At 60.4% G+C, this 22,212-nt stretch carries 24 protein-coding genes; 5 read left to right on the top strand and 19 right to left on the bottom strand.

The window, feature by feature from the left end:
- Nucleotides 1-7: 7 nt before the first annotated feature.
- The 6 genes from QD336_RS16205 to QD336_RS16180 all read right to left on the bottom strand — a co-directional run bounded on the left by QD336_RS16205 (nt 8) and on the right by QD336_RS16180 (nt 8,013).
- Nucleotides 8-1,222: an MFS transporter gene (locus tag QD336_RS16205; RefSeq protein ID WP_499171366.1), complete on the bottom strand. Its 1,215-nt coding sequence runs from the start codon at nt 1,220-1,222 to the stop codon at nt 8-10.
- Nucleotides 1,223-1,375: 153 nt separating this feature from the next.
- The gene (locus QD336_RS16200; RefSeq protein ID WP_499171365.1) at nt 1,376-1,882 is read right to left on the bottom strand and encodes a hypothetical protein; all 507 of its coding nucleotides are present in this window, start codon (nt 1,880-1,882) and stop codon (nt 1,376-1,378) included.
- Nucleotides 1,883-1,954: 72 nt separating this feature from the next.
- Complete coding sequence (locus QD336_RS16195) at nt 1,955-2,797, bottom strand: MOSC domain-containing protein (protein WP_499171364.1); 843 nt, start codon at nt 2,795-2,797, stop codon at nt 1,955-1,957.
- A gap of 11 nt (nt 2,798-2,808) precedes the next feature.
- Nucleotides 2,809-3,450 carry an HD domain-containing protein gene (locus QD336_RS16190; protein ID WP_499171363.1) on the bottom strand — a complete coding sequence of 214 codons (642 nt, stop codon included), beginning with the start codon at nt 3,448-3,450 and terminating at the stop codon, nt 2,809-2,811.
- Between the two features lie 61 nt (nt 3,451-3,511).
- Complete coding sequence (locus tag QD336_RS16185; protein WP_499171362.1) at nt 3,512-6,286, bottom strand: DUF2339 domain-containing protein; 2,775 nt, start codon at nt 6,284-6,286, stop codon at nt 3,512-3,514.
- A gap of 167 nt (nt 6,287-6,453) precedes the next feature.
- Complete coding sequence (locus tag QD336_RS16180; RefSeq protein ID WP_499171361.1) at nt 6,454-8,013, bottom strand: VOC family protein; 1,560 nt, start codon at nt 8,011-8,013, stop codon at nt 6,454-6,456.
- Between the two features lie 291 nt (nt 8,014-8,304).
- On the opposite strand from QD336_RS16180, the gene QD336_RS16175 reads away from it, so the two are divergent.
- The 3 genes from QD336_RS16175 to QD336_RS16165 all read left to right on the top strand — a co-directional run bounded on the left by QD336_RS16175 (nt 8,305) and on the right by QD336_RS16165 (nt 11,207).
- The gene (locus QD336_RS16175) at nt 8,305-9,348 is read left to right on the top strand and encodes an ABC transporter substrate-binding protein (protein WP_499171360.1); all 1,044 of its coding nucleotides are present in this window, start codon (nt 8,305-8,307) and stop codon (nt 9,346-9,348) included.
- A 255-nt stretch (nt 9,349-9,603) separates the two neighbouring features.
- Entirely contained in the window at nt 9,604-10,392 is a 789-nt protein-coding gene (locus QD336_RS16170) for an ABC transporter ATP-binding protein (protein ID WP_499171359.1), read from the top strand.
- Nucleotides 10,389-11,207 carry an ABC transporter permease gene (locus QD336_RS16165; RefSeq protein ID WP_499171358.1) on the top strand — a complete coding sequence of 273 codons (819 nt, stop codon included), beginning with the start codon at nt 10,389-10,391 and terminating at the stop codon, nt 11,205-11,207. Before QD336_RS16170 ends, QD336_RS16165 begins: the two co-directional genes overlap by 4 nt.
- Nucleotides 11,208-11,261: 54 nt before the next feature.
- Here the strand turns inward: QD336_RS16165 and QD336_RS16160 are convergent, their stop codons facing one another.
- From QD336_RS16160 to QD336_RS16120, 9 genes are all read right to left on the bottom strand, one after another.
- A complete protein-coding gene (locus QD336_RS16160; protein ID WP_499171357.1) occupies nt 11,262-11,936 on the bottom strand; it encodes a ZinT family metal-binding protein in 675 nt (224 codons plus the stop codon).
- A gap of 180 nt (nt 11,937-12,116) precedes the next feature.
- A complete protein-coding gene (locus QD336_RS16155; RefSeq protein WP_269344114.1) occupies nt 12,117-12,938 on the bottom strand; it encodes a mechanosensitive ion channel family protein in 822 nt (273 codons plus the stop codon).
- Nucleotides 12,939-13,015: 77 nt separating this feature from the next.
- Nucleotides 13,016-13,534 carry a tyrosine phosphatase family protein gene (locus QD336_RS16150; RefSeq protein WP_269344112.1) on the bottom strand — a complete coding sequence of 173 codons (519 nt, stop codon included), beginning with the start codon at nt 13,532-13,534 and terminating at the stop codon, nt 13,016-13,018.
- A complete protein-coding gene (locus QD336_RS16145; protein WP_499171356.1) occupies nt 13,531-14,154 on the bottom strand; it encodes a YfbR-like 5'-deoxynucleotidase in 624 nt (207 codons plus the stop codon). Before QD336_RS16145 ends, QD336_RS16150 begins: the two co-directional genes overlap by 4 nt.
- Nucleotides 14,155-14,156: 2 nt before the next feature.
- Entirely contained in the window at nt 14,157-15,005 is an 849-nt protein-coding gene (ygfZ, locus tag QD336_RS16140) for a CAF17-like 4Fe-4S cluster assembly/insertion protein YgfZ (protein ID WP_499171355.1), read from the bottom strand.
- A 122-nt stretch (nt 15,006-15,127) separates the two neighbouring features.
- The gene (locus QD336_RS16135) at nt 15,128-15,895 is read right to left on the bottom strand and encodes a hypothetical protein (protein WP_269344109.1); all 768 of its coding nucleotides are present in this window, start codon (nt 15,893-15,895) and stop codon (nt 15,128-15,130) included.
- A 14-nt stretch (nt 15,896-15,909) separates the two neighbouring features.
- Nucleotides 15,910-16,167 carry a hypothetical protein gene (locus tag QD336_RS16130; protein WP_003501987.1) on the bottom strand — a complete coding sequence of 86 codons (258 nt, stop codon included), beginning with the start codon at nt 16,165-16,167 and terminating at the stop codon, nt 15,910-15,912.
- Nucleotides 16,168-16,272: 105 nt separating this feature from the next.
- Entirely contained in the window at nt 16,273-16,710 is a 438-nt protein-coding gene (locus QD336_RS16125; protein WP_269344108.1) for a TIGR02301 family protein, read from the bottom strand.
- Between the two features lie 83 nt (nt 16,711-16,793).
- Entirely contained in the window at nt 16,794-17,210 is a 417-nt protein-coding gene (locus tag QD336_RS16120; RefSeq protein WP_269344107.1) for an NUDIX hydrolase, read from the bottom strand.
- Nucleotides 17,211-17,341: 131 nt separating this feature from the next.
- On the opposite strand from QD336_RS16120, the gene QD336_RS16115 reads away from it, so the two are divergent.
- Both QD336_RS16115 and QD336_RS16110 read left to right on the top strand, forming a co-directional pair.
- A complete protein-coding gene (locus QD336_RS16115) occupies nt 17,342-17,665 on the top strand; it encodes a YnfA family protein (RefSeq protein WP_499171354.1) in 324 nt (107 codons plus the stop codon).
- 10 nt (nt 17,666-17,675) lie between these two features.
- On the top strand, nt 17,676-18,437 hold the full coding sequence (locus QD336_RS16110; protein WP_499171353.1) for an SOS response-associated peptidase: 762 nt from the start codon (nt 17,676-17,678) through the stop codon (nt 18,435-18,437).
- A gap of 121 nt (nt 18,438-18,558) precedes the next feature.
- On the opposite strand, the gene QD336_RS16105 is transcribed toward QD336_RS16110, so the two are convergent.
- From QD336_RS16105 to QD336_RS16090, 4 genes are all read right to left on the bottom strand, one after another.
- Nucleotides 18,559-19,851 (bottom strand): GGDEF domain-containing response regulator, encoded by a 1,293-nt coding sequence (locus QD336_RS16105; RefSeq protein WP_269344104.1) that lies wholly within the window; start codon nt 19,849-19,851, stop codon nt 18,559-18,561.
- Nucleotides 19,852-20,231: 380 nt separating this feature from the next.
- Nucleotides 20,232-20,363 carry a hypothetical protein gene (locus QD336_RS16100; RefSeq protein WP_269344103.1) on the bottom strand — a complete coding sequence of 44 codons (132 nt, stop codon included), beginning with the start codon at nt 20,361-20,363 and terminating at the stop codon, nt 20,232-20,234.
- Between the two features lie 171 nt (nt 20,364-20,534).
- Nucleotides 20,535-21,401: a CDP-diacylglycerol--serine O-phosphatidyltransferase gene (gene pssA, locus QD336_RS16095; protein ID WP_269344102.1), complete on the bottom strand. Its 867-nt coding sequence runs from the start codon at nt 21,399-21,401 to the stop codon at nt 20,535-20,537.
- 23 nt (nt 21,402-21,424) lie between these two features.
- A complete protein-coding gene (locus tag QD336_RS16090) occupies nt 21,425-22,183 on the bottom strand; it encodes a phosphatidylserine decarboxylase (protein ID WP_269344101.1) in 759 nt (252 codons plus the stop codon).
- Nucleotides 22,184-22,212 lie beyond the last annotated feature (29 nt).

Raw genomic sequence — 22,212 nt, 5'->3', positions numbered from 1 at the left:
TCTGATCTCAGGCCATTGCCGGGCGCGGCGCCGGCCGCTCCTGAATGGGCCAGTGCACGATGGCCGCAAAAATTCCCATGCCGACGCCGAGCCACCAGACGATATCGTAGGTGCCGAACCTGTCGTAGAGGAAACCGCCCAGCCAGACGCCGAGGAACGAGCCGATCTGGTGGGTGAGGAAAACCACACCGCCCAGCATGCCGAGATGGCGCGTGCCGAACATGATCGCCACCAGCGCATTGGTGGGCGGCACGGTGGAAAGCCACAGAACGCCCATGACGGAGGCGAAGAGGATGACCGAAAGCGGGGATTGCGGCAGCAGCAGGAAGGCCGTGACCACGACCGAACGGGCGATATAGATATAGGCCAGCAGATAGGGTTTCGAATAACGCTGGGCGATAACCCCGGCGGCGAGCGACCCGATGACATTAAAGAAGCCGATCAGCGCCATGGCAATGACGGCGTAACGCGGTTCGATGCCGATATCGCCGAGATAGGCCGGGAAATGCGCGGTGATGAAGGCCACCTGAAAGCCGCAGACGAAAAAGCCGGTGGTCAGAAGCAGATAGCTCTTGTGGCCAAGCGCTTCCTTCAGCGCTTCACCAGCGGTCTGCTGGAACTGCGCCTGCGACTGGCTGCCGGAGGAGGCATTGCCGCGCATGGGAAAAGCAAGCAGTGGCACCAGCATCATCATGGCGGCCAGCCAGACGAGGCTGTCCGACCAGCCATAGGCGGAAATCAGTCCCTGGCTGATGGGCGCAAACAGGAACATGCCGGCCGAACCCGCCGCCGTGCCGATGCCGAAGGCGAGTGAACGCTGCTGCGGCGTGACATGACGCGCAAAGGCGGAGAGAATGACGCTGAAGGAACCGGCGGCAATGCCAAGCCCGACAAGCACGCCACCGCCGAAATGCAGCCAGAAGGGCGAGGTGCCGAAGGACATGCAGATGAGGCCGGCGGCATAAAGGATGCCGGAAAGCACCAGCACGCGGCCCGTGCCATATTTATCCGCGATTGCGCCGAAGAACGGCTGGCCAAGGCCCCAGAACAGGTTCTGCAGGGCCATGGCGAGACCGAAGGTGGAGCGATCCCAGCCGGTATCGGCAAGCATCGGCAACTGGAAGAAGCCCATGGCCGAGCGGGGACCGAAGGCCATGACCGCAATCAGCGACCCGGCTGCGATGATCAGCCAGGGCATGGTCTGGCGTGTGGCTTGCGACATGAACATTCCCCCATCGCAGCGCCGTGCCCAAAAGAAAGGGCCATGGCTTGCTGCGGATTCCTCTATGATGGGATGAATATTATCTTTTGTCAGCCAGCCCCACTAGCGACTTTTCTTGACGGCACTATTCGTGATGCTGATGGGACGGCGTCTTCAATACATCTTGTTTATCAGCGCGCCATTGCGGTTGAGAATTCCTTCAAGGCTCTGCTGCCGTTTCTGGATATCGTCGAGAAGCGTATCGGAATTGTTGATTGACGTGCCCAGATTTTGCTGAACAACCGACCAGTCTACCTGAGGCACAAAGGAATTGTTGGAGCCGAGCGACGGCTCTTTTGCAAAGGTCCTGACAACAGTATCAAGTGCTGCGAGACCGAGCTTGAGTTCTTCTATCGCCTTTGTTTGTTGCGCAACCGAAGCCGCCAGCTTGGTGTTGACTTCCTGGCTGTTCGTCAGAATTTCCAGCCCGTCCTTATTGACCTTCATGCTGGTGATAAAGGGTAGCGCGGTGAAAACCGCGCCGACGAGTGCAAGCACCACGCCATGGGTTTTGCCTGCGGAAAAGAAGCATAAAAGTAAGCCCGCCAGGCACATCAATATCCCTATCGTGGCAACGACAGATATGTGATTATTCGAAATGGCGTTGAGAAAATCGATCATGGCATTATCTCCGAAAATATAACCTATGATTGATTTTTATTTTTTAGAAATCAACTTATAATTTCACTCCGCCTACCGCCGCTTGATCTCCCAGCCCTCTGGCCGTTCCTCCACCACCTTTGCCACATCGCCGACCGAGAGCCTGCCCTGACCGCGCGGCGTCACGTTCCAGCCGAACAGCGGGCCCGGCACGCGCCGGTCTCCGGACATGCGGATGCGGCCCATGGCCTTCATGGGGGAGGGCACGTCGCGGGAGCCGGTCATCTGGTCCTGCGTGGTCATGATGCAGCGGGCGCAGGGCTTGACGAGATCGAAACGAATGCCGCCGATCTCGATGGCCGCCCAGCGATCCTCCGCCCATGCTTCGTCCGTATCCAGCACGATATTCGGCCGGAACCGTTCCATACCCACGGCGTCCTCGCCATTGTCGCGCATATTGTCGTTCAGTGCGGCAAGCGAGGCGGTGGTGGTGACGAGGATCTGATAGCCATCGGCAAAGGTGACGGGCGTTTCATTGCCCGTCCATTCAAGGCTTGCAATGCGGTTGGAGGCATCGTCGAAAAAGGCGAGCTTCACCTCGCGCCCGAGCCATGCCGAAAGCGTGTCGTTGGTGTCGTCATCGGCGATATTGGCGCTGACGATCGATTTCCACACGGCCACATCCATGCGCTGCCCGGAGGGGCGTGCGAAAATCTCACCGTTCTTCTCGCGCGAAAGCGCCATGCCGCCATCCACATGCCGCGCCAGCACGGTGGCGATATCCGGCAATTCACGCTGGGTGATGAAATGGCCGGAAGGGTCGGTCAGCATGGCGCGGCGGTCGCCCGGCAGGCCTTCTGCCGAAACGTGGCTTTCGGAGAGGGCGATGCCGCGCGCGCTTTTCAGCGGATAGATGTTGAGTTCGGTCACACGCATTTTCGGTCTCCTCAAATCTCATCGAGAAACAGGTCCAGCACCTGTTTCAACCGCTCATGGCGGGCTTCTGCCATCTGCCGTCCCGTTTCGGTGCGAAAGCCGTCGGCCAGTTTGAACAGCTTGGTTTCGAAATGGTCGATGGCGAAGGCGCGGTCGTCCAGCGGCCGTTCCTTCGCCAGCGGATCGGCCGGATCATAAAGCGCCGAGCCCATGCGCCCGGCAATATAAAAGCAGCGCGCCGCCCCGACCATGCCGATGGCATCCAGCCGGTCGGCATCCTGAAGGATTTTCGCTTCCAGCGTCTGCGGCTCGATATTGGCGGAAAAGCTGTGGGTGGTGATGGCATGCGCGGCGGCGTCGATATCCTGCCGTTGCCAGCCGAGCCCGTCCAGAATGCCCGAGGCTTTTTCCGCCGCCAGCCGCGAGGCCTGCGCGCGCAAGGGCGAGTTCTTCTCCACGGCCACGCAATCATGCAAAAGCACGCTCGCCGCCAGCACGGTGCCATTGCCACCTTCCTGCTCATGGATGCGCATGGCGTTGCGGAAGACGCGATGAATATGGGCGAGATCGTGCGAGCCGTCGCCGCTATCCGCGGCATGCGGTATCAGGGCTTCGGCAAGCGATTCATAAGGCGCGAAAGATTGGGCCTGCATTGCTACTCCATCGGCTTTGGCAATGCTGTTTAGAGGCGGAATCGCGCCCGCGCAATTGACATCATGTATCGGCTTGTCGCGGGTCGCGAAGGGCAGGCTTCCGGGTGAGGATTTTCTGGTAGAACAGGCCAATGCCGATCAGCACCGCGCCAAGCCCGATGAAGGACAGTGCTCTCAGCACACCTTCCAGATTGCTCATGTCGATCAGGAAGGCCTTGGCGACGGAGATCAGCACGAAGGCGGCCGATGCCAGACGCAGGCTGCGGGCATTAAAGCGCGAGCCGAGCACGAGCAGCAGCACACCGATCAGCAGCCAGACCACCGAATAGCTGTAGGTCTCGCCCTGCAGGAAGCCCTTCCAGTCGGCGATGTTTTCGCCCTGCCAGAAACGGCGCACCGAAAGCGTGGCCCAGGCAAAACCGAGTGCGGCACCCGCCACCGCCAGCATGCTGACATAGGGCGGCGGACGTTTTCCCCGCGCATAATAGGCAAGGCCGCCATAGGCGAGCGCCGGCAACAGGTAACCGATGAGCAGCAGGTTGAGGACCGGGATGCGGCCGGTATTCTCGCCCGTGAAATAGGGGTTGAGCGTGAAGAAATGCATCGTCAGCACGTTGATGACGGCAATCACGCCGGCCATCATCGAACCGTAACGGAAGACGGGGCTGGGGCTCTTGAGATCGAGCGTCATCAAGACACCTGAGAAGCCAATGGTCAGCAGCGTATAGATCGACTGTTCGCCAAGTGTCGGTACGCTGTCATCCAGCGTGCCGCCATTCATCGCATGGCGGATGAGGATGGCCACAGCCAGAAGGCCCATGACGCTGGCAATCGCCTGCAGGAAGTTCTTGGCGCGGACACCCGGCCAGTCACGCAGCAGCCAGGCAGAGGCGACGGCCAGAAGGGCGGGAATGCCATAACCCGGCAGAAGCGCGTTGAAGACCGGCGTGGTGCCGAGATTTTGCGGCCCGACGATGGTGGGTTCCCAGGCGATGCGGCCGAGAACGGCAACGCTTGCCACCGCCATCACCCAGGGCAGAACCTCCCAGTTGCGCTGGCGGCTCGCCAGCACATAGGCGAAGCCAATGACGGAAAGCAGCACGGTTGTCACAAGCCCTTCCGTCAGCGTGTGCAGGCAAAGCGCGAAGGCGGCGAAGGAGCCGAGCACGAGAATGTTGAGCGACTTGCGGTAGGTCTCGTTGTCCTGCCGGTGCAGCCATTCGGCACCTGCGATCAGCATGAAGCCGAGGCCGAGGCCATAAGCAGCGTGCAGCCAGTCACGGCCGAGATTGCCATATTCGACGAAGCTTGCCGTGGCGAGCCAGACCGGGAAAAGTGCTGCGATGCCGGCCCAGAGCTGGGCGAAATCCGCATCTTCGGCGCCCTTGCGTTTCAGGAAGGAGAAGGCGCACAGCACCAGGATCGCACCGAGGCCGAGTGCCATGGCTATTTCCGCGGTGTAACCTGTTCCGACGGGCGGAAGCGTTACGCCGGTATCATTGATGAGACCGATGAAGTCGATGCCCTGCCGCGACATCAGCGATACCGCAGCCTGCGCGCCGAGCGCGGCGATGATGGCGGGCCAGACCGCATAGTGGCGGGCAGCGCCAAGGGCGGCAAGTGCAGCTATGAGCGCCGAAACGACCACAGCCGGATGGGTGTCGATGCTGCCCTCGGCAAAGAGGACGCCGATGGCCGGCAGGATCACGGCCATGGATACCGTGAGATTGATGGCGAGCGACGGACGCAGCAGAAGCCGCATGATACGAACCGCGCGCCGCTCGGGAACTGCTGTTTCGGCCGTTTCTGCGGGCGGGGTGTCGAGCTGTTTTCCGGGCCAGAGGAAGATCGTGCCGGCCAGCATGATGAGCAGGGCAAGTGTCGGCGGTTCGGCACTGATCGTATCGGAAAACCCGATATAGCCGAGCGCCCAGAGGCCGAGGCCGGCATTGCCAAGCGACGGAACCACGGTCCAGCCCTGCCGGCGTGCGGCCGCTGCCGTGGCAAGCCACGCGACCGTCAGGAAGACGAAAAGCGCCCAGATATTCGGCGTCTCGGTGGAAATCAGCGCTGGCGTCAGCATCGAACCGAGAAGGCCGAGACCGGCCAGCGCCTGTCCGTGCAGCAACGACAGGCCGATGGTGGCGAAGGCGACGAGGCCAAGCAGGATAAATGCCGTGCCCGGGCCGATATAGTCGTAAATGCCATAGGCTGCATAAACCACGCCGAACAGCGTCAATGCGCCGGCCGCCGTCAGCACGCCCGGTATCATGGCGTTGGAATAGGTGGTGGCGATGCCGGGCACCGCCTTGCGGCGGATCGCCTCGCCGGCAAGCCCGAGCACGAGGCCAAAAATGGCGGCGAGCGACAGCCGGACCGCCGGGCTCAGGAGACCCGATTCGATCGAATATTTGACGAGGAAAATACCGCCAAGCGCCAGCGCCAGTCCACCGGCCCAAACCGCCCAGCGCGCGCCGAGCAGGCTTTCGAAGCTTTCCTTCGCCGCCGGTGCTTCAACGGCCGTTGCGGCAAGCGCAGGCTGGGCTTCGTCTCGCACGACCTCTTCCGGTGCTGCCGTAGCTGCGGCTTCTTCCTGCTCGGATGCATATTCAGCCTGGAAGGCTGTTGCTTCCGGCGCGGCTTCGCTTTCCGTTTCCGCGGTTTCCGCGCTCTCCACCCGCGCCATCACAGGAGCCGCAACGCCTGCGGCCATCAGCCGCTTGAGGCTGTGAACCTCCCGCTCCAGAGACTTGATTCGGCTTGAATTGCGGATGCTCGCGACCAGCGTGTAGATGAAGGCCGCGACAAGGGCGAGGATAAACAGCGGGATGTCCAAACGGGCTCTCCAATTACCAAGCTGTTTTTAAAGCTCTTTTGGGGAGTTTATGCAAGGCCCGGTTGATGGAGGTGTGGGTAACGGGGAGAGCGAGCGAGTGCCGCGTTCTTCTCCCCGGCGGGGAGAAGAACGCAAGGCGCATTCGCTCGACCCCATGCGCACTCCAATCAGGAAACATCCGCCAGCCAGTGCCGCGCCGCCTCGATATCGGTAAGCCCCAGCTCGTGCCCGTCCTCGACCGTTTTCATCTCGGCCCTTGCGCCGCTTGCCGCAAGCCTGCCCTGCAACTCGCCCGCCTTGTCGCGATATTTGTCGCGTTCTCCCGCAACAAGCAGGAAATCGCGGCCGGAAAGATCGGCCTCCGGCCATGTGTCGAGAACCGGCATCGGGCGATAGAGCAGGGCGTTGCCGGCAAGCTCCGGATAAAGCGCCGCAAAGGCCGCGTAGAAGTTCGCGCCATTGGAATGGCCGATAAACCGCAGTTTCGAGCGATCGAGACCATAGGCGCGGATTGCTCCTTCCACGAAGGCGGCGAAGGCCTCCGCTTCTGAGACGATATCCTTCTGGTCAAAGCTGAAATCCGGGAAGCGTCGGAACCAGCGGGCGATATCCTCTTCCGTGCTGCGGCCGCGCACGCCGAGAAGGGTGGCGCCGGGTGCCGCCCGGTGCGCCAGCGGCATCAGGCTCGTTTCACTGCCGCCGGAACCGTGCAGCAGGATGATGGTGCTGCCGTCAGGTTCTTCGGGCGTATAAAAACGGTGCACGAAGGGCAGGTCGCGATAAACGATCCGCTCTTCACCCGGCATTGCAAATTGCGGCAGGGCGACGCGCACATCCGCCTCATCCTTCATGAAAAGCGGCGGAATGAACAATTCTTTGCCGAGCGTTGCCAGCGGTTCGTCCACCGTCATGCCGGGCCCATCGGTCGCCATTTCAATCAGCACGCCGCCCGGTTCGCGGACGTAGAGCGAGTGGAAATATTTCCGGTCATGGGCGTTGGTGGTGCTGGAATTCAGCGATTTCAACCCGGTGAGAACCGAGTTCAGCTCATCCATGTCCTTTGCACGGAAGGCGATGTGGTCGACCGTGCCGGTGCCGGGCGCGCTGGACCAGAAACCGGTCGCGTCGCGCACGTCGATAATGTCGCCGCTGTCGGAGGTAAGCCGGCGGATCGCGCCCGCCTGGCTTTCCTGCCGGTAACCGAAGTGTTTTTCAAGAAACGCCACGGTTTCTTCCGGCACCTCGCTCAGCATGGTTGCGCCATAGATCCGGCGAATGGCGTCTTCGGCGGAGATATCGGCCGTCACATGCGGCGTCGCATCGGCAAAGGCATGGGTGCCGACAAGCTTCACAATCAGGCCATCAGGGTCTTTCAGCCGGATGACGGGGGCGCCGAATTCATCCGACGGACCTTCGGCGCGCATGCCGAATTTCAGCGCCCGCGTCAGCCAGAAACCGATTGCGGCGGGATCGATCGCCACGGAGATTTCCAATGTCTGTCCGTACCCGACGCGGCCCTGGCCGCCATCTTCCCAGACCAGAAAGGTCAGCAGCGAACCGGGCGAGGCGGTGTCATCGCCGTAAAGCAGGTGCAGCTGCATGGCGTCTTCGAAACCCGCCGTCCGCTTGACGAGCCGCAGCCCCAGGAAACCGGCGTAAAAATCCACATTCGCCTGCACCTTCCGGGTGATCATGGTGATGTGGTGTATGCCAAGTGCAGAATTCATGTCGCCGTCCCGCCGTTTCGCCTGCTGTTTGAGGCCCTATTTGTCTCACGCTGCCCCTGATCCGCAACCCCGGCAAATGAGAACGATGTGTTCTCTGTGTGAACGATATTTCCGCGCCTTCGTTGCACGCGGGATGAGCAGAATCTCCGCCTTTTTGCCCGCATATCGATCATTGGTGCGCATAAAATAAGCATACAAAATAATGGCTATTTTGTATGCAATTTTATCTTGCCTTGGGGGTTGGAATTGGGTCTTATGCAACCAATCCAGCAAAACCATCAGGGGGAATAGATGATTTTAACGCGCAGGTTGTTGTCGAAGACGCTCGCCATTGCCGCCATCGGTGCGGTCACGGGCGTTTCGCTGCCGGTAACGGGTGCTCGTGCCGAAACGCCGGTGAAATTCACGCTCGACTGGAAATTCGAGGGGCCGGCTGCCGGTTTCCTGCTGGCGCTGGACAAGGGGTATTTCAAGGCCGAAGGGCTGGATGTCACCATCGATAGCGGCAACGGCTCGGTCGAGGCCATCCCGCGTGTTGCGACCGGTGCCTACCAGATGGGTTTCGGAGATATCAACTCGGTGATGAAGTTCCTCGACGAAGATCCGAGCCAGAAAATCAAGGCCGTTTATATGGTCTATGAGCGCCCGACATTTGCCGTGGTTGGCCGCAAGTCGCTCGGTGTCACCGGCGATCCGAAGTCACTGGAAGGCAAGAAACTCGGCGCACCGCCGCCGGATGGCGCTTTTGCACAATGGCCGGCCTTCAAGCAGGTTGCTGGCCTTGATGACAGCAAGATCAAGATCGAATCGATCGGTTTTCCGGTGCGTGAACCGATGCTCGCCAAGGGCGATGTCGATGCTGTTTTCGGCTTTGCCTTTTCGGTGATCCTCAATCTCAAGAAACAGGGCATTGCCGATGACGATATCTCGACCATCCTGATGGCCGAGCACGGCTTGAATCTCTATGGCAATGCGGTGCTGGTAAACACTGATTTCGCTGAGAAAAATCCTGATGCCGTGAAGGGTTTCCTGAAGGCGCTGGCCAAGGGCTTCGCCGATTCCGTCAAGATCCCGGAAGAGGGCGTGGCGGCGGTGCTGAAGCGCAACGAGACGCTCGACAGCACCATTGAGCTCGAACGCCTCAATATGGCCAACAGCATGAATATCAAGACGCCCTATGTGGTGGAAAACGGTATGGGCGGCGTTGATCCGGCCCGGCTTGCGGCCTCCATCGAGACGCTGAAGGTTTCGCTTGGTCTGAAGGGCAACGTCAAGGCGGAGCAGGTCTTCGACGCGACCTACCTGCCGGCCAAGGGAGAGCGCATGCTTCCCTGAGGGGCGGTGCAGATGGAACGGGCGGGCACTGCGAGTTTCTTCTCCCCGCCGCGGAGAAGTCCGCGGCAGCGGGATGAGGGGGCAAACTCTCCGCACATCTCCGCCGTCGCCCCCTTATCAGACCCTTCGGGCCACCTTCTCCCCGGCGGGGAGAAGAAACAAGCGGCAAGGCCGGTATAGCTGGCAGCCTTGGAAATGGGCAGGAAAAACGAAGGCCACAAGCGCCCGTTCCCGCCGAAGACATAGGGGACTGCGATGTCACATCTCGTGGAAATAGACAGTGTCGATATGCGCTATGGCGGCTCCGCCGGCACGCTTGCCGTATCCGGCCTGAACCTGACCGTCGACAAGGGTGAATTCGCAGCGGTCGTCGGCCCATCGGGCTGCGGCAAGTCCACCCTGATGAAGCTGGTGACGGGGCTGCATATTCCACAAAAGGGCAATGTCATCGTTGCCGGGCGACAGGTCACCGAACCGGTCTCCATCGTCGGCATGGCCTTTCAGAACCCGACGATGCTGCCCTGGCGCACGACACTTGAGAATATCCTGCTGCCGCTCGAAATCGTCGAGAAACACCGTCGCCGGCTGCGCGTCCACAAGGCCGAATATGTCGCGAAAGCCGAGCGACTGCTGGAAATCGTTGGCCTGAAGGGCTTTGGTTCCAAATATCCATGGCAGCTTTCCGGCGGCATGCAGCAGCGCGCCAATCTCTGCCGCGCGCTGATCCACGAACCGGAACTGCTGATGCTGGACGAGCCTTTCGGCGCGCTCGATGCCTTCACCCGCGAGGAGTTGTGGTGCGTCATCCGCGATCTGCACGCCGCGCAGCGCGTCACCATCATCCTCGTGACCCATGATCTGCGCGAAGCGACCTTTCTGGCCGACAAGATTTTCGTCATGAGCGCAAGGCCCGGCCGAGTGCTCGTGGAACACCGCGTGCCGTTTGCCCGCCCGCGCCAGCTCGATATCATGTATGACAAGGGTTTCAACGACATGGTGCAGGAACTGCATGGCGAAATCGCGCAGGCGAGGGTGGCGGCATGAGCGCGATCATGGAAAGCACCGTGACGGCCGAACCGCGCAAGCCACTGATTGCCCGGGTCAACTGGGTGAAGGCCGCGCCGTGGCTCTATACGCTGGCACTTTTCGTGCTGTGGGAACTGCTCGTCTATGCGCTGAAAATGCCGCCCACAATTCTGCCATCGCCGGTCAGGGTCGGGCAGGCCATCGTGCAATATTGGTCGCCGATCTGGAAAAATTCGCTGCAGACGCTTTACACCACGACGCTGGGTTTCGCCATTGCCGTCGCCGCTGGTCTCGCCATCGGCCTGTTCATCGGCTGGTCGAAAACCATCTATGCGGGTCTTTATCCGCTGATGATCGGCTTTAACGCCATTCCGAAGGTGGCGCTGGTGCCCATCCTCGTCATCTGGTTCGGCATCGGCACGGTTCCCGCCGTTCTGACCGCCTTCCTGATTTCCTTCTTTCCCATCGTCGTTAATGTCGCCACCGGCCTTGCCACGATCGAGCCGGAAACGGAGGATGTGTTGCGCGCGCTTGGCGCAAAGAAGATGGACATCATGCTGAAGGTCGGCATTCCGCGGTCCATGCCCTATTTCTTCGGCTCGCTGAAAATCGCCATCACGCTCGCCTTCGTCGGCTCGGTCGTCTCGGAAACCGTCGCCTCCAATTACGGCCTCGGCAATATGATGAGTTCGGCGCAGAGCCAGTTCAACGTGCCGCTGGTCTTTGCCGGGCTGCTGATGCTCGCGGTGGAAGGTATTGCCATGTATGCGGTCATGGCCTGGCTGGAAAAGCGCATGACCGGCTGGGCGCATCGTTCGACCATGGGGCAATAAGGAATACAGCACGGGCACGAGAAATGTGCCCGTGCTGGAACGTCCAGTGCGAACTTAATGCGCCGCCATTTCCTTCACGATGTCGGCTCCATCCATCAGGAAGGGATAATAGGTCGGCCAATTGGTGACTTCATCCAGCAGCGCCTTGCGATCATTGCCCCAATAAAGATGGTAATGGCCGGCCTTGACCGGGGCGATGGAGTGGTCGCTGAACTGGATGAATTGCGGCGCGGCCTCGTCGCCGGCGGTCTTCTTGAAGATATAGCGTACGCCGCGGTTGCCCTTCTTGTAGGTCAGGATTTCGCGGCCATCGCTGACATAGGTGCCTTCAGCGGGCTTGCCGTCCTTGTAGAATGCTACGCTGTCGGCCTTGATGACGATGCGGTTGACGTCGGTCTTGTAGCCGATCTCGTAATAGGCGCGATATTCAGCCGCCGTCTTGTCGCCATGTGCGGCCTTTTCGGCCATGACGCTGTCGAGCGAGCCGTTCAGCAGATAGGGATAGACGGATTGCCAGTCGCCTTCCCAGTCGGAAAGCGCGCGTGGTTTCACCTGGGCATCCTCGAAATAACCCTTGTAAATTTGCTTTTCCGCCTCGGTCATCTGATGACCATGGTCATGGCTGTGGGCAGCGGATTTGTCGCCGCCGGCAGCGGTTGCCGCGGCAGCCGCCAGCAGCATGGAACCAAGTGCGAGCGCGCCGGTGACGCGGGTCAGTGTCTTCTGCATTGTTTCGGCCCTCTTCAGTCTGCGATCAAAAACAAGTAACGTAATAACATTACGTGTCGACCTATAGAGGCGTCTTTGGCGGGACGCAAGGGCGCATGTTGACGTAGCGTCATGAAAAAGCGCGATGGCTGGTCAGCCACCGCGCTTGAAAAATGTGCGGCAAGGGTGAGCGGTCACGCCTCAGGCGGGCTGTGCGCTCACCTCGGCCTTCCGTTCGTCAAAGGCGAGCTTCATCGCTTTCGTCACGTCGCGGGTCGTTGCGAAATAGCTGTCGCTGCGCACCCAATAACGCAACTTGACGGTGGCGCTGTCGACGCTGACGGAATCGACGAAGGTTACAGGGGCAGGGTCCAGCAGCACCCGGCTTTCGGAGCGCACCACGCGCATCAACATGTCCTGCGCAGAAGAAAGATCCTCGTCGTTCTTGACCGTCAGGCTCAGTTCGTGACGACGCGAAGGGAAGCGGCTGTAATTGGTGATCGGCACGTTCCAGAGGGTGGAGTTCGGAGCGAGGCGATAAAGCCCGTCACTGGTCTTGAGTTCGGTGGCGAACAGCCCGATTTCAATGATCGTACCGCTGACGGAGCCGGTCTCGATATATTCGCCCACCCGGAACGGGCGCAGCACAAGCAGCATGATGCCGGCGGCGATGTTCTGCAGCGTGCCTTGCAGGGCAAGACCGATGGCGAGGCCGGCAGCGCCGAGGGCGGCGAGAATGGAAGCCGTCTGCACCCCGAACTGGCCAAGCACCATGACGATGACCAGAATGAGCACGACATAACGAATGGCACCCGCGAAGAAACCGGCAAGCGTCGCATCGAAACCGCGAATGCGCGACAGGCCCTGGAAGGCCCAGCGCTGCAGGAAGGTGGCGGCCAGCCAGCCAATGATCAGCAGCAGCAGCGCACCGATGACCGAAAAGGAATATTGCACCGCCAGCGCGCTCGCCTGCCGCACGGCCGTCTGCGATGCGACGATGATATCCGTTGCCTGTTGTTCCATGAATTATCCCGTGATTTTATTGTCGTTCAGGGTTGGTAACGAATGGGTGCCGCAGCGGTTCCGCCCAAAATCGGGCCTCAACCGGCAAGCGGCAGCACGAAAGGCACGTTACCATCGGTATCCGCCCCCCGGCCGATCGCCTTGATCGCCTTGACAAGCCGGCCCTCGCGCCCCAGCAGCCGGTCGCCGATGGCGATGATACGGGCATTGGGCGTGACATAGGGTGAAACAGTGCGCAGACGTTGCGCAAGCTCGTCCTCATCCTGATCAGGATAAAGACTGAGGGCGGCGATGACGGCAGCGGCCGGCGAGCGCGAAATCCCCATCCAGCAATGGATGAGCAGCGGTGCGGATTGATCCCATTCCCGCGCGAAATCGATCAGCTTCAGCACATGCGCATCATCAGGCGCAATGAGATCGCCGGTGCCCTTGAAGGCGATGTCGTTCATGGCAAGCGTCAAATGCCGCTCGGCGGCAATGACGGCCGGGCGGTGAAAGCTCTGCTCCCTGGCGATCAGCGTCACCATTTCGCGGGCCTTGTGTTTTACGGCCATTTCGGCGATCCGCGACAGCGGCGATACCACGATGGCCGTCATGTCGCGCTCCCGGTTTTGGCCACTCGCAGCGTCTCGATCGCCTCGAAGCGCGCGATGAACAGTCTTTGCGCCTCCGTCGAAGGAAGTGGCGTGATATCGAACATGTCACGGGTGATGCCGCGCGGCAGGCCGAAGAATTTCTGGGCTTCGGCGGTGGAAAAACCGGCAAGTTCCGTCGCTTCGAAAAAGGCGGCCACCGTATCGGCCTTCTTGATGCGGTCCTTCAATTCACGGGATGCATGCGGCGGCAGGCTGAAACGCAGATGCACGGCGGCCTCCAGCCGCTTTTCCACCGTCTTGTAACCACCGCCGACCACGGATTTGAACGGCGAGATCATGTCGCCGATCACATATTCCGGTGCGTCGTGCAGAAGCGCCATCTGCATCTCGTCAGGCGTGGCACTCGCGCACATGCGGCAGAAAATGGTCTCGACGATGAGGCAATGTTGGGCGACCGAAAACGCGTGGTCACCGCGCGTCTGGCCGTTCCAGCGGGCAACGCGGGCAAGGCCGTGGGCGATATCGACGATTTCCACATCGAGCGGGGAGGGGTCGAGCAGGTCGAGCCGCCGTCCCGACAGCATGCGCTGCCAGGCGCGCGGACTTTTTGCGGGTGCCACTCTCAGTCCTCCGCCCGCGCCGCCGGATCGGCTGCCGGGAAGGAGAGCCCGCTCCACACCGGCAGGGCTACACTCACTACAACATTGTCCGCAAGGAGCGGCGTGCCAGCGGCGAGCGCATCGGCAATTCGGTCGGTCCGCACGATGGCAAGCGCCCTGTTGCCGCAAACGGTTCCCAGCGCGCCGACTGGTTTTCCATCGGCGATGATCTCCGTCCCGCTGACGGGAAGTGTGCCTTCGGCGGAAACGGTCACCACACGCCGTCTTGCCGTACCGCGATGTTTCATGCGCGAGACGACTTCCTGGCCAACGAAGCAGCCCTTCTTGAAAGAAACCCCGTCATTCACATCCATCAGCACATCATGGGGAAAGGCATCCTGAAGCGCATAATCCCGGCCGGATTCGGCAATGCCGTGCTCGACGCGCAGCGCCTCATAGGCTGCAGCCTCACCGGAGGCCGATACGCCGGGCACACGCCAGAGATCGACACCCGCCTTGGCGAAACGGCCATCCCGCACGCCTGCCTCCGGCGCGCTCCCGCCCCAGAAAACGCTGATGCCTTCCACGGTCTCGGCTTTCAGATCGACGGGCGCGCGCAGCTTGTACATGGTCAGGCGGCGCAGCAGCGCATCCTGTTCGGCAGCGCCCGTCTCGATCAGATAATCCCCGCTATCGCGCCAGATCAGGAAATCGAACAGGATCTTGCCCTGCGGCGTGAGAAGCGCGGATGCGCGAGCTTCGCCTTCCGGCAGATTTTCGATATCGGCCGTGATCAGATTGTTCAGAAACTCTTCGGCGCCGGTGCCGGAAACCCGGATCAGGCGGCGGTCGGCAAGAAAGGCGGAAGACATGGCGTCACCGTTCGGTTCATCGAGGCTATGTGAATATCAGGCAAGTGCAGATGCACTTTGCCGGAATGCTCATTCCGCACAGTTAGGATTTTTGCAAAAGAACGGCAAGCACCGGGATGCGATCAATCGCCCGCGGTGAAGAACTTCCATTTGCCATCCGGCGAAATGCCGACGCGGTAGAAGCTGTAATTGCCATATTCCTGCATGTCGGCCAGATCGCCCGCCGTGATGATGCGCAGCAGCTCCACTTTTTCCGGCGCAGTCAGCGTATTCAGCGGCTTTCCGGCGAAATAGGGGAAGACATAGGCTTCGTCAGGCGTGCCGGCATCGACATGGGCATAACCGGTGGACAGCAGGTCGATGATGATCGCCAGCACTTCCAGCCCGTCCGGATCACCGGAATAGCTTTTCAGCGCCGCGATCGGGTCTTCGCTGTCACTGCCGTCGATGCGGAACTGATTCTGCCCGGCGGCGATGAAGGGCCGCAGTTTCTCGATGTCACCTGATGCGGCGGCATCGATGATCTGCTGGCGCAGCTTGCGCACGGGCTCCGGCGCCTTGGAAACATCGTGCTCGATGACAACGGACATTTCCGGCGTTGTGTCGGGTTTGGCGGATTGCTGGTTCGCCTTGCCGGCGGAACGGTCGACCAGCGGGTCGGGCAGGGGAATGCCTTCCGAATCGCCTTCGACTTCGTCGGGTTCCGCAGGCTGCGCCTGCTGGGGCTGTTCGCCGTTCTGTGCCTGCGGTTCGCTTTCGCTCTTCTGCGCCGGCTTCAGCTCGGAAAGGGCAAAGGCTTTATCCGGCAGGCCAATCGGACCTGCGGTGAGCGCAAGCAGGATGGACAGCAGGGCGGAAGAGCGCAAAAGCCCCTTGCTCAGGCAAGACATGATAGACTCCGGCTTTACTGTATCACCCGCTGCGGCGAAAATTCGCCCTGAAGCATGCGCTGGCGCAGCGATTCCAGCATTGCTTCCGCGCCGGCCTCGCCGTGAATACGGATGGTTTCGCGCATGGCCAGAGCGATGGCGGCATCGGCGATGATCTCAGGCTCGATGCCGTCGGCCATGCCGTCAGCCCATGCCTCGTTCTGGTGTTCCAGAGCGACCTGCATCTTTTCATGCACGATCATATCGTCGATTTCGTTACGGCTTGTCTGCATCTTTCATCCTCGACAGGGTGAGCAAGTCCTTACCACCCTGTTAACAACACTAGCAGCCTTTTATCAAAACGGCACGGGCTGCGGCGAAAAGAGGTTAATAAACCTTTAATTTCCGAACCTGGACGCGATTTCCTGCGCGAGTGTTGCCCCTTCGTTACGGTAGTTCTCTTCTGCCATGATGGCGGCGCGTGTGCAACTGGTGTGGATGGCCGCAAAGGAGCGGTATCCACGGTTGAATGCAGCCGTCATGCGCTGGCGTCGTTCGGGTTCATTGGCCGTGTCCGCAGCCAGAAGGTCACTCATCGATTTGCGCCAGTCCTCCGGTCCGGAGGAGGGGCACAATGTTCTCAGATATTGCACCGCGCCCAATATTTCCGAAAGCCGCGCCAGCTTGTCGTCATATGGAGCAGGTTTGGGCGGTGCCGCTTCCGCGGGACGTGCCTCGGAAACGGGTTTTGAAGGCTGCGCATAAGCGATGCCTTCCTGCCCGATGGAAGCAAGCATTGTCAGAAAAAGAGACAGGAAGATGGTTGGCCGTATCAAAATTCTATTCTGCCCCACACATACTCGTGAACATCCGGCGGGCGGATCACCCCTAGATAATGCCGATTCTAGCCGGCTGGCAATCATGCAAGCAGGCGCTCGGCGCATTCGATGACGCTTTCCGGCGCCGGCAGAAGGCGAATCTCCGCCAGCGTGTACCAACCCGCATCCGCTGCATCGTCACCCACCGTCACCAGCGGATCGGCATCCGTTTCCACGGTGAAGACGGAGAGGAAATAATGGCTTGTCAGCACACCTTCAGCGTCACGGGAGGGAAGATCGTAGGTGGCAAAAAGCTGTGGCCTGCGGGCGATTATTCCGGTTTCCTCGTGCAGCTCGCGCAGCGCCGTCTCCGCCGGCGTTTCCCCTTCTTCGGCCCGTCCGCCGGGAAAGGCGAACATGTCCTTGGACGGCGGGTTGATGCGGCGCACGAGAAGCAGCCGGTCTTCGTTCCTGACGATGGCGGAGGAGGCGGCGCGGGGCTTGATACGAAGGGTCATGAATGGTTTCGCTTGTTTCAGCCGTCTTGGGCCTGTCTATAGTGGTATTGTGGTCTCTAATAATCGATTCCGGTGTCCGGGCCGATACATAGTCCCGAATTGGCGCGATTGTGCACGCAGAAGACGGTGGAATGAAGGTCTATCTTATTTATGCATTGGCGGCCGTTGCCGAAATCGCCGGCTGTTTCTCCTTTTGGGCCTGGCTGAAACTCGGCAAGACCGGGTGGGTATTGCTGCCCGGCATGGTGGCGCTGGCGGCTTTTGCGTGGCTTCTGACGCTGGTTCCGATGGAGGCGGCGGGAAGGGCCTATGCCGCCTATGGCGGGATTTATATTGCTGCTTCGCTGTTCTGGCTCTGGGGCGTGGAAGGGCATGCGCCGGACAGGTGGGATATTTCCGGCGGCGTCGTCTGCCTTGCCGGCACCGCCATCATCCTGTTCGGGCCAAGGGCGTAAGGAGAAGGCCATGTGCGGACGTTTCGTGCTGAAGGCGACGCCCGAAGAGATCGCCGACTATCTCGATCTGATCGGCCTTGAGGATTTTCCCGCCCGTTTCAACATCGCGCCGACCCAACCCATATTGATCGTCATGGAAGGCGAGCGGCAGGAGCGCGGCAGCAACCTGCCCAACCGCCGGGCCGTGCTGGTGCGCTGGGGCTTTCTGCCGGGCTGGGTGAAGGATCCGAAGGATTTTCCCCTCCTCATCAACGCCCGTTCGGAAACCGCCATCGGCAAGGCCTCCTTCCGCGCCGCCATGCGCCATCGCCGCGTGCTCGTTCCGGCAACGGGTTTTTACGAATGGCGACGCCCGCCGAAGGAGGAGGGCGGCAAACCGCAGCCCTATTTCATCCGCCCGAAAAACGGCGGCATCGTCGCTTTCGCAGGTCTCATGGAAACCTGGTCTTCCGCCGATGGCTCGGAAGTCGATACCGGCGCGATCCTCACCACCGCTGCCAATGCCGCGATCGGCCGCATCCACGACCGCATGCCCGTGGTCATTGCGCCGGAAGATTTCAGCCGCTGGCTGGACTGCAAGACCCAGGAGCCACGCGAGGTCGCCGATCTGATGCGGCCGGTTCAGGATGATTTTTTCGAGATGATTCCGGTCTCGGACAAGGTCAACAAGGTCGCCAATGTCGGGGCGGATCTCATCGATCCGGTGCCGGAAAGCGCGCCGCTGGCGAAGATCAGGCCGGCGAAGGATGACGGGCAGATGTCTCTGTTTTGATCTGATTTACGAGGGATTCGAGGCCAGCCATCGTCGCAGGCGTTGCCGCGTATTTCTTCTCCCCCTCGGGGAGAAGAAACAAGTGGCGCATGCTCGGTCCCATAGAGGACTTCAGAAAAGCTCAGCCGTTCAGCCCGATCTTCTGCAGGCCTTCCTGGATCATGATGTCGGAGTAAACGCGGTTGCGACCGTTTGCCTTGGCGAGATAGAGCAGCTGATCCGCCGCATTCAGCTGGTTGTCGAAAGGCTCGCCCTTTTCGATTTCCACGACGCCGAGGGAAATCGTCAGCGCCAGGCTGCTGCCGCTCAGCTGCCGGCCGTTCTTTTCCACCTGTTCGCGCAGTTCCTCGCAGAAGGCATAGGCAGCCCGCGCATCCAGCCCGCGCAGGAACACGGCAAATTCCTCGCCGCCCAGACGCGCGGGAATATGGCGTTGCTCGTCGCACATGCCATGCAGCAGTTCGGCCAGCTTCTTCAGCGCCCTGTCGCCGGCATCGTGCCCCAGCGTGTCGTTGATTTTCTTGAAATGGTCGATGTCGAGAATGGCGACGGCGCCGCTCTCGTCATTGTCATTGATGACATCCATCAGCGCCCGCGTGCGCTCGAAGAAGGAGCGGCGATTGGGCAGGCCGGTAAGGTGGTCGCGTTCGGCCAGTTCGCGCAGGCGTTTGAGCTGCTTCAGCGTCTCGATATTGTTGTCGATGCGGCACTGCAATTCTTCCGGCACGAAGGGGCGGTAAACGAAATCCGACGCGCCGGCCTTGAGGAAGCTTGCCGAAAGCAGCCGGTCCGTGGAGGAGGATACGCCGATCACCCGCAGATCCTCGGATGAGCGGCTGTCGCGGATGCGCCGCGTCAGCTCGTAACCATCCATGTCAGGCATATGGTAATCGGTAATGACAAGCTGGATCGACCGGTCCTGCGAGAGTATTTCCAGCGCCTGTTTGCCCGAATGAGCCTCGCTGACCTTGAAGTTCTGCCGCTCCAGAATTTCCACGAGACCGGAGCGTGCCGTCCGCACGTCATCGACCACCAGAACGGAGAAAAGCTTGTTGCTCAAGATCCGGTCGACCGTCTTGACCACCGCATCGACGGTGCGGTGACCGTCCTTGACGATGTAGTCGATGATCTTCTTCTCGGCGTAGCGCTTGCGCGCCTCCTCATCCACCGTGGCGGTGAAAACGATCGCCGGCACCTTGCGCTCGGATAAAAGTGCAAGAATCTCGCCCTTCGGCGCATCGGGAAGATTGAGACCCGTCAGCGCCAGCGTGAAACTATTGGCCTGCATAAGGGCATCGGCATCGGCCATGCTGTCGCAATGAACGACCTCGGCTTCCGTTTCCTCCGAAAGCCGCGTCTTCAGCAGCATGGAAAGCGCAACGGAATCTTCTATCAGAAGGATTTTGTCCTGCATGGCCGTTCCCAAGCCCCCCTGGCCTGTCTCCACAGTCTTTCCTCAACGCCGAATATTCGTCATCCGCGTGTCCGCGGATTCGAAAGACGGCTTATGCTTTGTTGTGGAAAAAAATGCGGAATAGAAAAGTTCTTTTGTATTCACTAATCTATACGTTGACGCGCGTATAGCCTTCCTGTGGAAGGCCGGCTTTTTACTACGCTTTCGTTGCAGCTTCGTTACAGAAGTCTGCCAATTCTGTGAATGACGGGCGATCCGTAATATTCGGAAACAGAAACGGCGCCTGGAAAAGGCGCCGCGTGACTGGTGATCTTCCGTCAGGAGCTCTCCGTTTTCCGGAAAATCCCCAATATTCGCCGACATCAAAAAAGTGAATGTTTTCAGGCAGTTTTGGCGGCGGGCTTGCGCTTCAGCATCAGGGCTGCGGCCGCAACGGCCTTCAGTCCGAGCGGGCGGTAGTTGCTCTTGAGGTCGGGCTTGGCCTGCGGCTGTGCCTTCGTCTCGTTCGTCATTTCTCTCTCTCCACAATTCACGCCAATCGCCGTTGCGATGCGTGTGAGCCCCTTCTTTCGAGGCTAATCTTGACGGATTCGAGGCGAAAGAGACGAAGCCGGCTTTTCAGGCTGCGACATTTTGCGTCACATCCTGCGCCGGCCTGGGTGGGAAAAGATAAACCTGTGGTTTTAAATGCCGCGATCGAGGCCGTTGCCGCCGTTCACATCATCCTGCCCGTCTTCCTCGATGGTCAGCGTGCCATAACGGCGATGCCAGAGGCGGGCGCTGATGGGAATGAAGACGAGATAGGCCGCTACCGTCAGAACCAGAACTTCCCAGGTGAAGCTCATCAGCATCGCCACGTAAAGCACGACGACAAGGATCATCGGCAGCACCAGATCACGGCGGATGCGCGTGCTGGACTTACCCGACCAGACCGGCAGGCGGCTGATGAGAAGATATCCGATCAGGACCGTATAGGCGGCGGCGACATAAGCGAAGGGCTTGTCCGGCTCCACGCCGAGGAAACCGAGATAGACCGGCAGAAGCACCAGCATGGCGCCCATCGGCGCCGGCACGCCCACGAAGAATTCGTTCTGCCAGGGCGCCTTTACCGGCCGCTCGATCATGACGTTGAAGCGCGCCAGGCGCAGGCCGGCGGCAATGACATAGATGAGGGCGCCGATCCAGCCGATCGAACGCGCCTGATCGAGCAGATAGATATAGACGACAAGGGCAGGGGCGACACCGAAATTGACGATGTCGGCAAGCGAATCCATCTGTTCGCCGAATTTGGAGGTCGCCTTCATCATGCGGGCAATGCGCCCGTCGATACCGTCGAGGAAGGCGGCGAGCAGCACCATGCCGACGGCCAGCTCGAAGCGGCCCTCGATGGCGAGGCGCACGCCGCTCAGGCCCGCGCAGATGGCGAGAACAGTGATGAGATTGGGCACAACGAGGCGAAAGGGAATTTCTCTCAGGCGCGGCCCACGGCCGCTATCGTTGCGGCCCTCATGTTTTCCGTTCTGCTGTGACTCTGCTGCCGGCGTTTCCATGCGCATGCCCTTCCTGTTTGTCCTCAGCCGCGGCGGCTAAGGACCGGACCCTTGGCCGAGCCGAATTCGGCAAGCACGGTTTCACCGGCAATGGCCGTCTGGCCCACCGATACACGCGGCTCGAAACCAGCGGGAAGGAAGATATCGAGGCGCGAACCGAAACGGATAAGGCCGAAACGCTCACCGGCATCAACCGGTTCATTCGGCTTTACCCAGCAGACGATGCGCCGCGCAACCATACCGGCGATCTGCACGACGCCGACCTTGCCATGCGAGGTCTCGATGACGAGGCCGTTGCGTTCATTGTCCTCGGAAGCCTTGTCGACTTCGGCATTGAGGAAGAGGCCGGGACGGTAGGCGACATTAACGATGCGGCCGCGCACCGGCGCACGGTTCACATGGCAGTTGAACACGTTCATGAACACCGAAATGCGCACCAGCGGTTCCTTGCCGAGTTCCAGTTCCAGCGGCGGAACGACGCTCTGCACGGCGGAAACCTTGCCGTCGGCCGGGCTGATGATGAGGTCGTCATCCTGCGGGGTGACGCGCTCGGGATCGCGGAAGAAATAGGCGCACCAGGCCGTCAGCACGAGACCGACCCAGAAGAGCGGTTCGGCGATCCAGCCGAGCACCAGCGATGCGACAAAGAAGGCCGCCACGAAGACATATCCTTCCTTGTGGATCGGCACGATGGTGTTGCGAATGGTGTCGAACAGATTCATGAGATTCCTTGCTCCGGTTTCCGTCTGTCGCTTTATATGTCGTGATACGACACGATCCATACGGCAATGCGACAAATTTTGCCTAGCTG

It is taken from the genome of Rhizobium sp. BR 250 (assembly GCF_047445855.1).
GTDB classification, from domain to species: domain Bacteria; phylum Pseudomonadota; class Alphaproteobacteria; order Rhizobiales; family Rhizobiaceae; genus Agrobacterium; species Agrobacterium tumefaciens_I.
The sequence above is the reverse complement of the archived record's forward strand: the minus strand, read 5'-3'. Positions and strand labels throughout refer to the sequence as shown.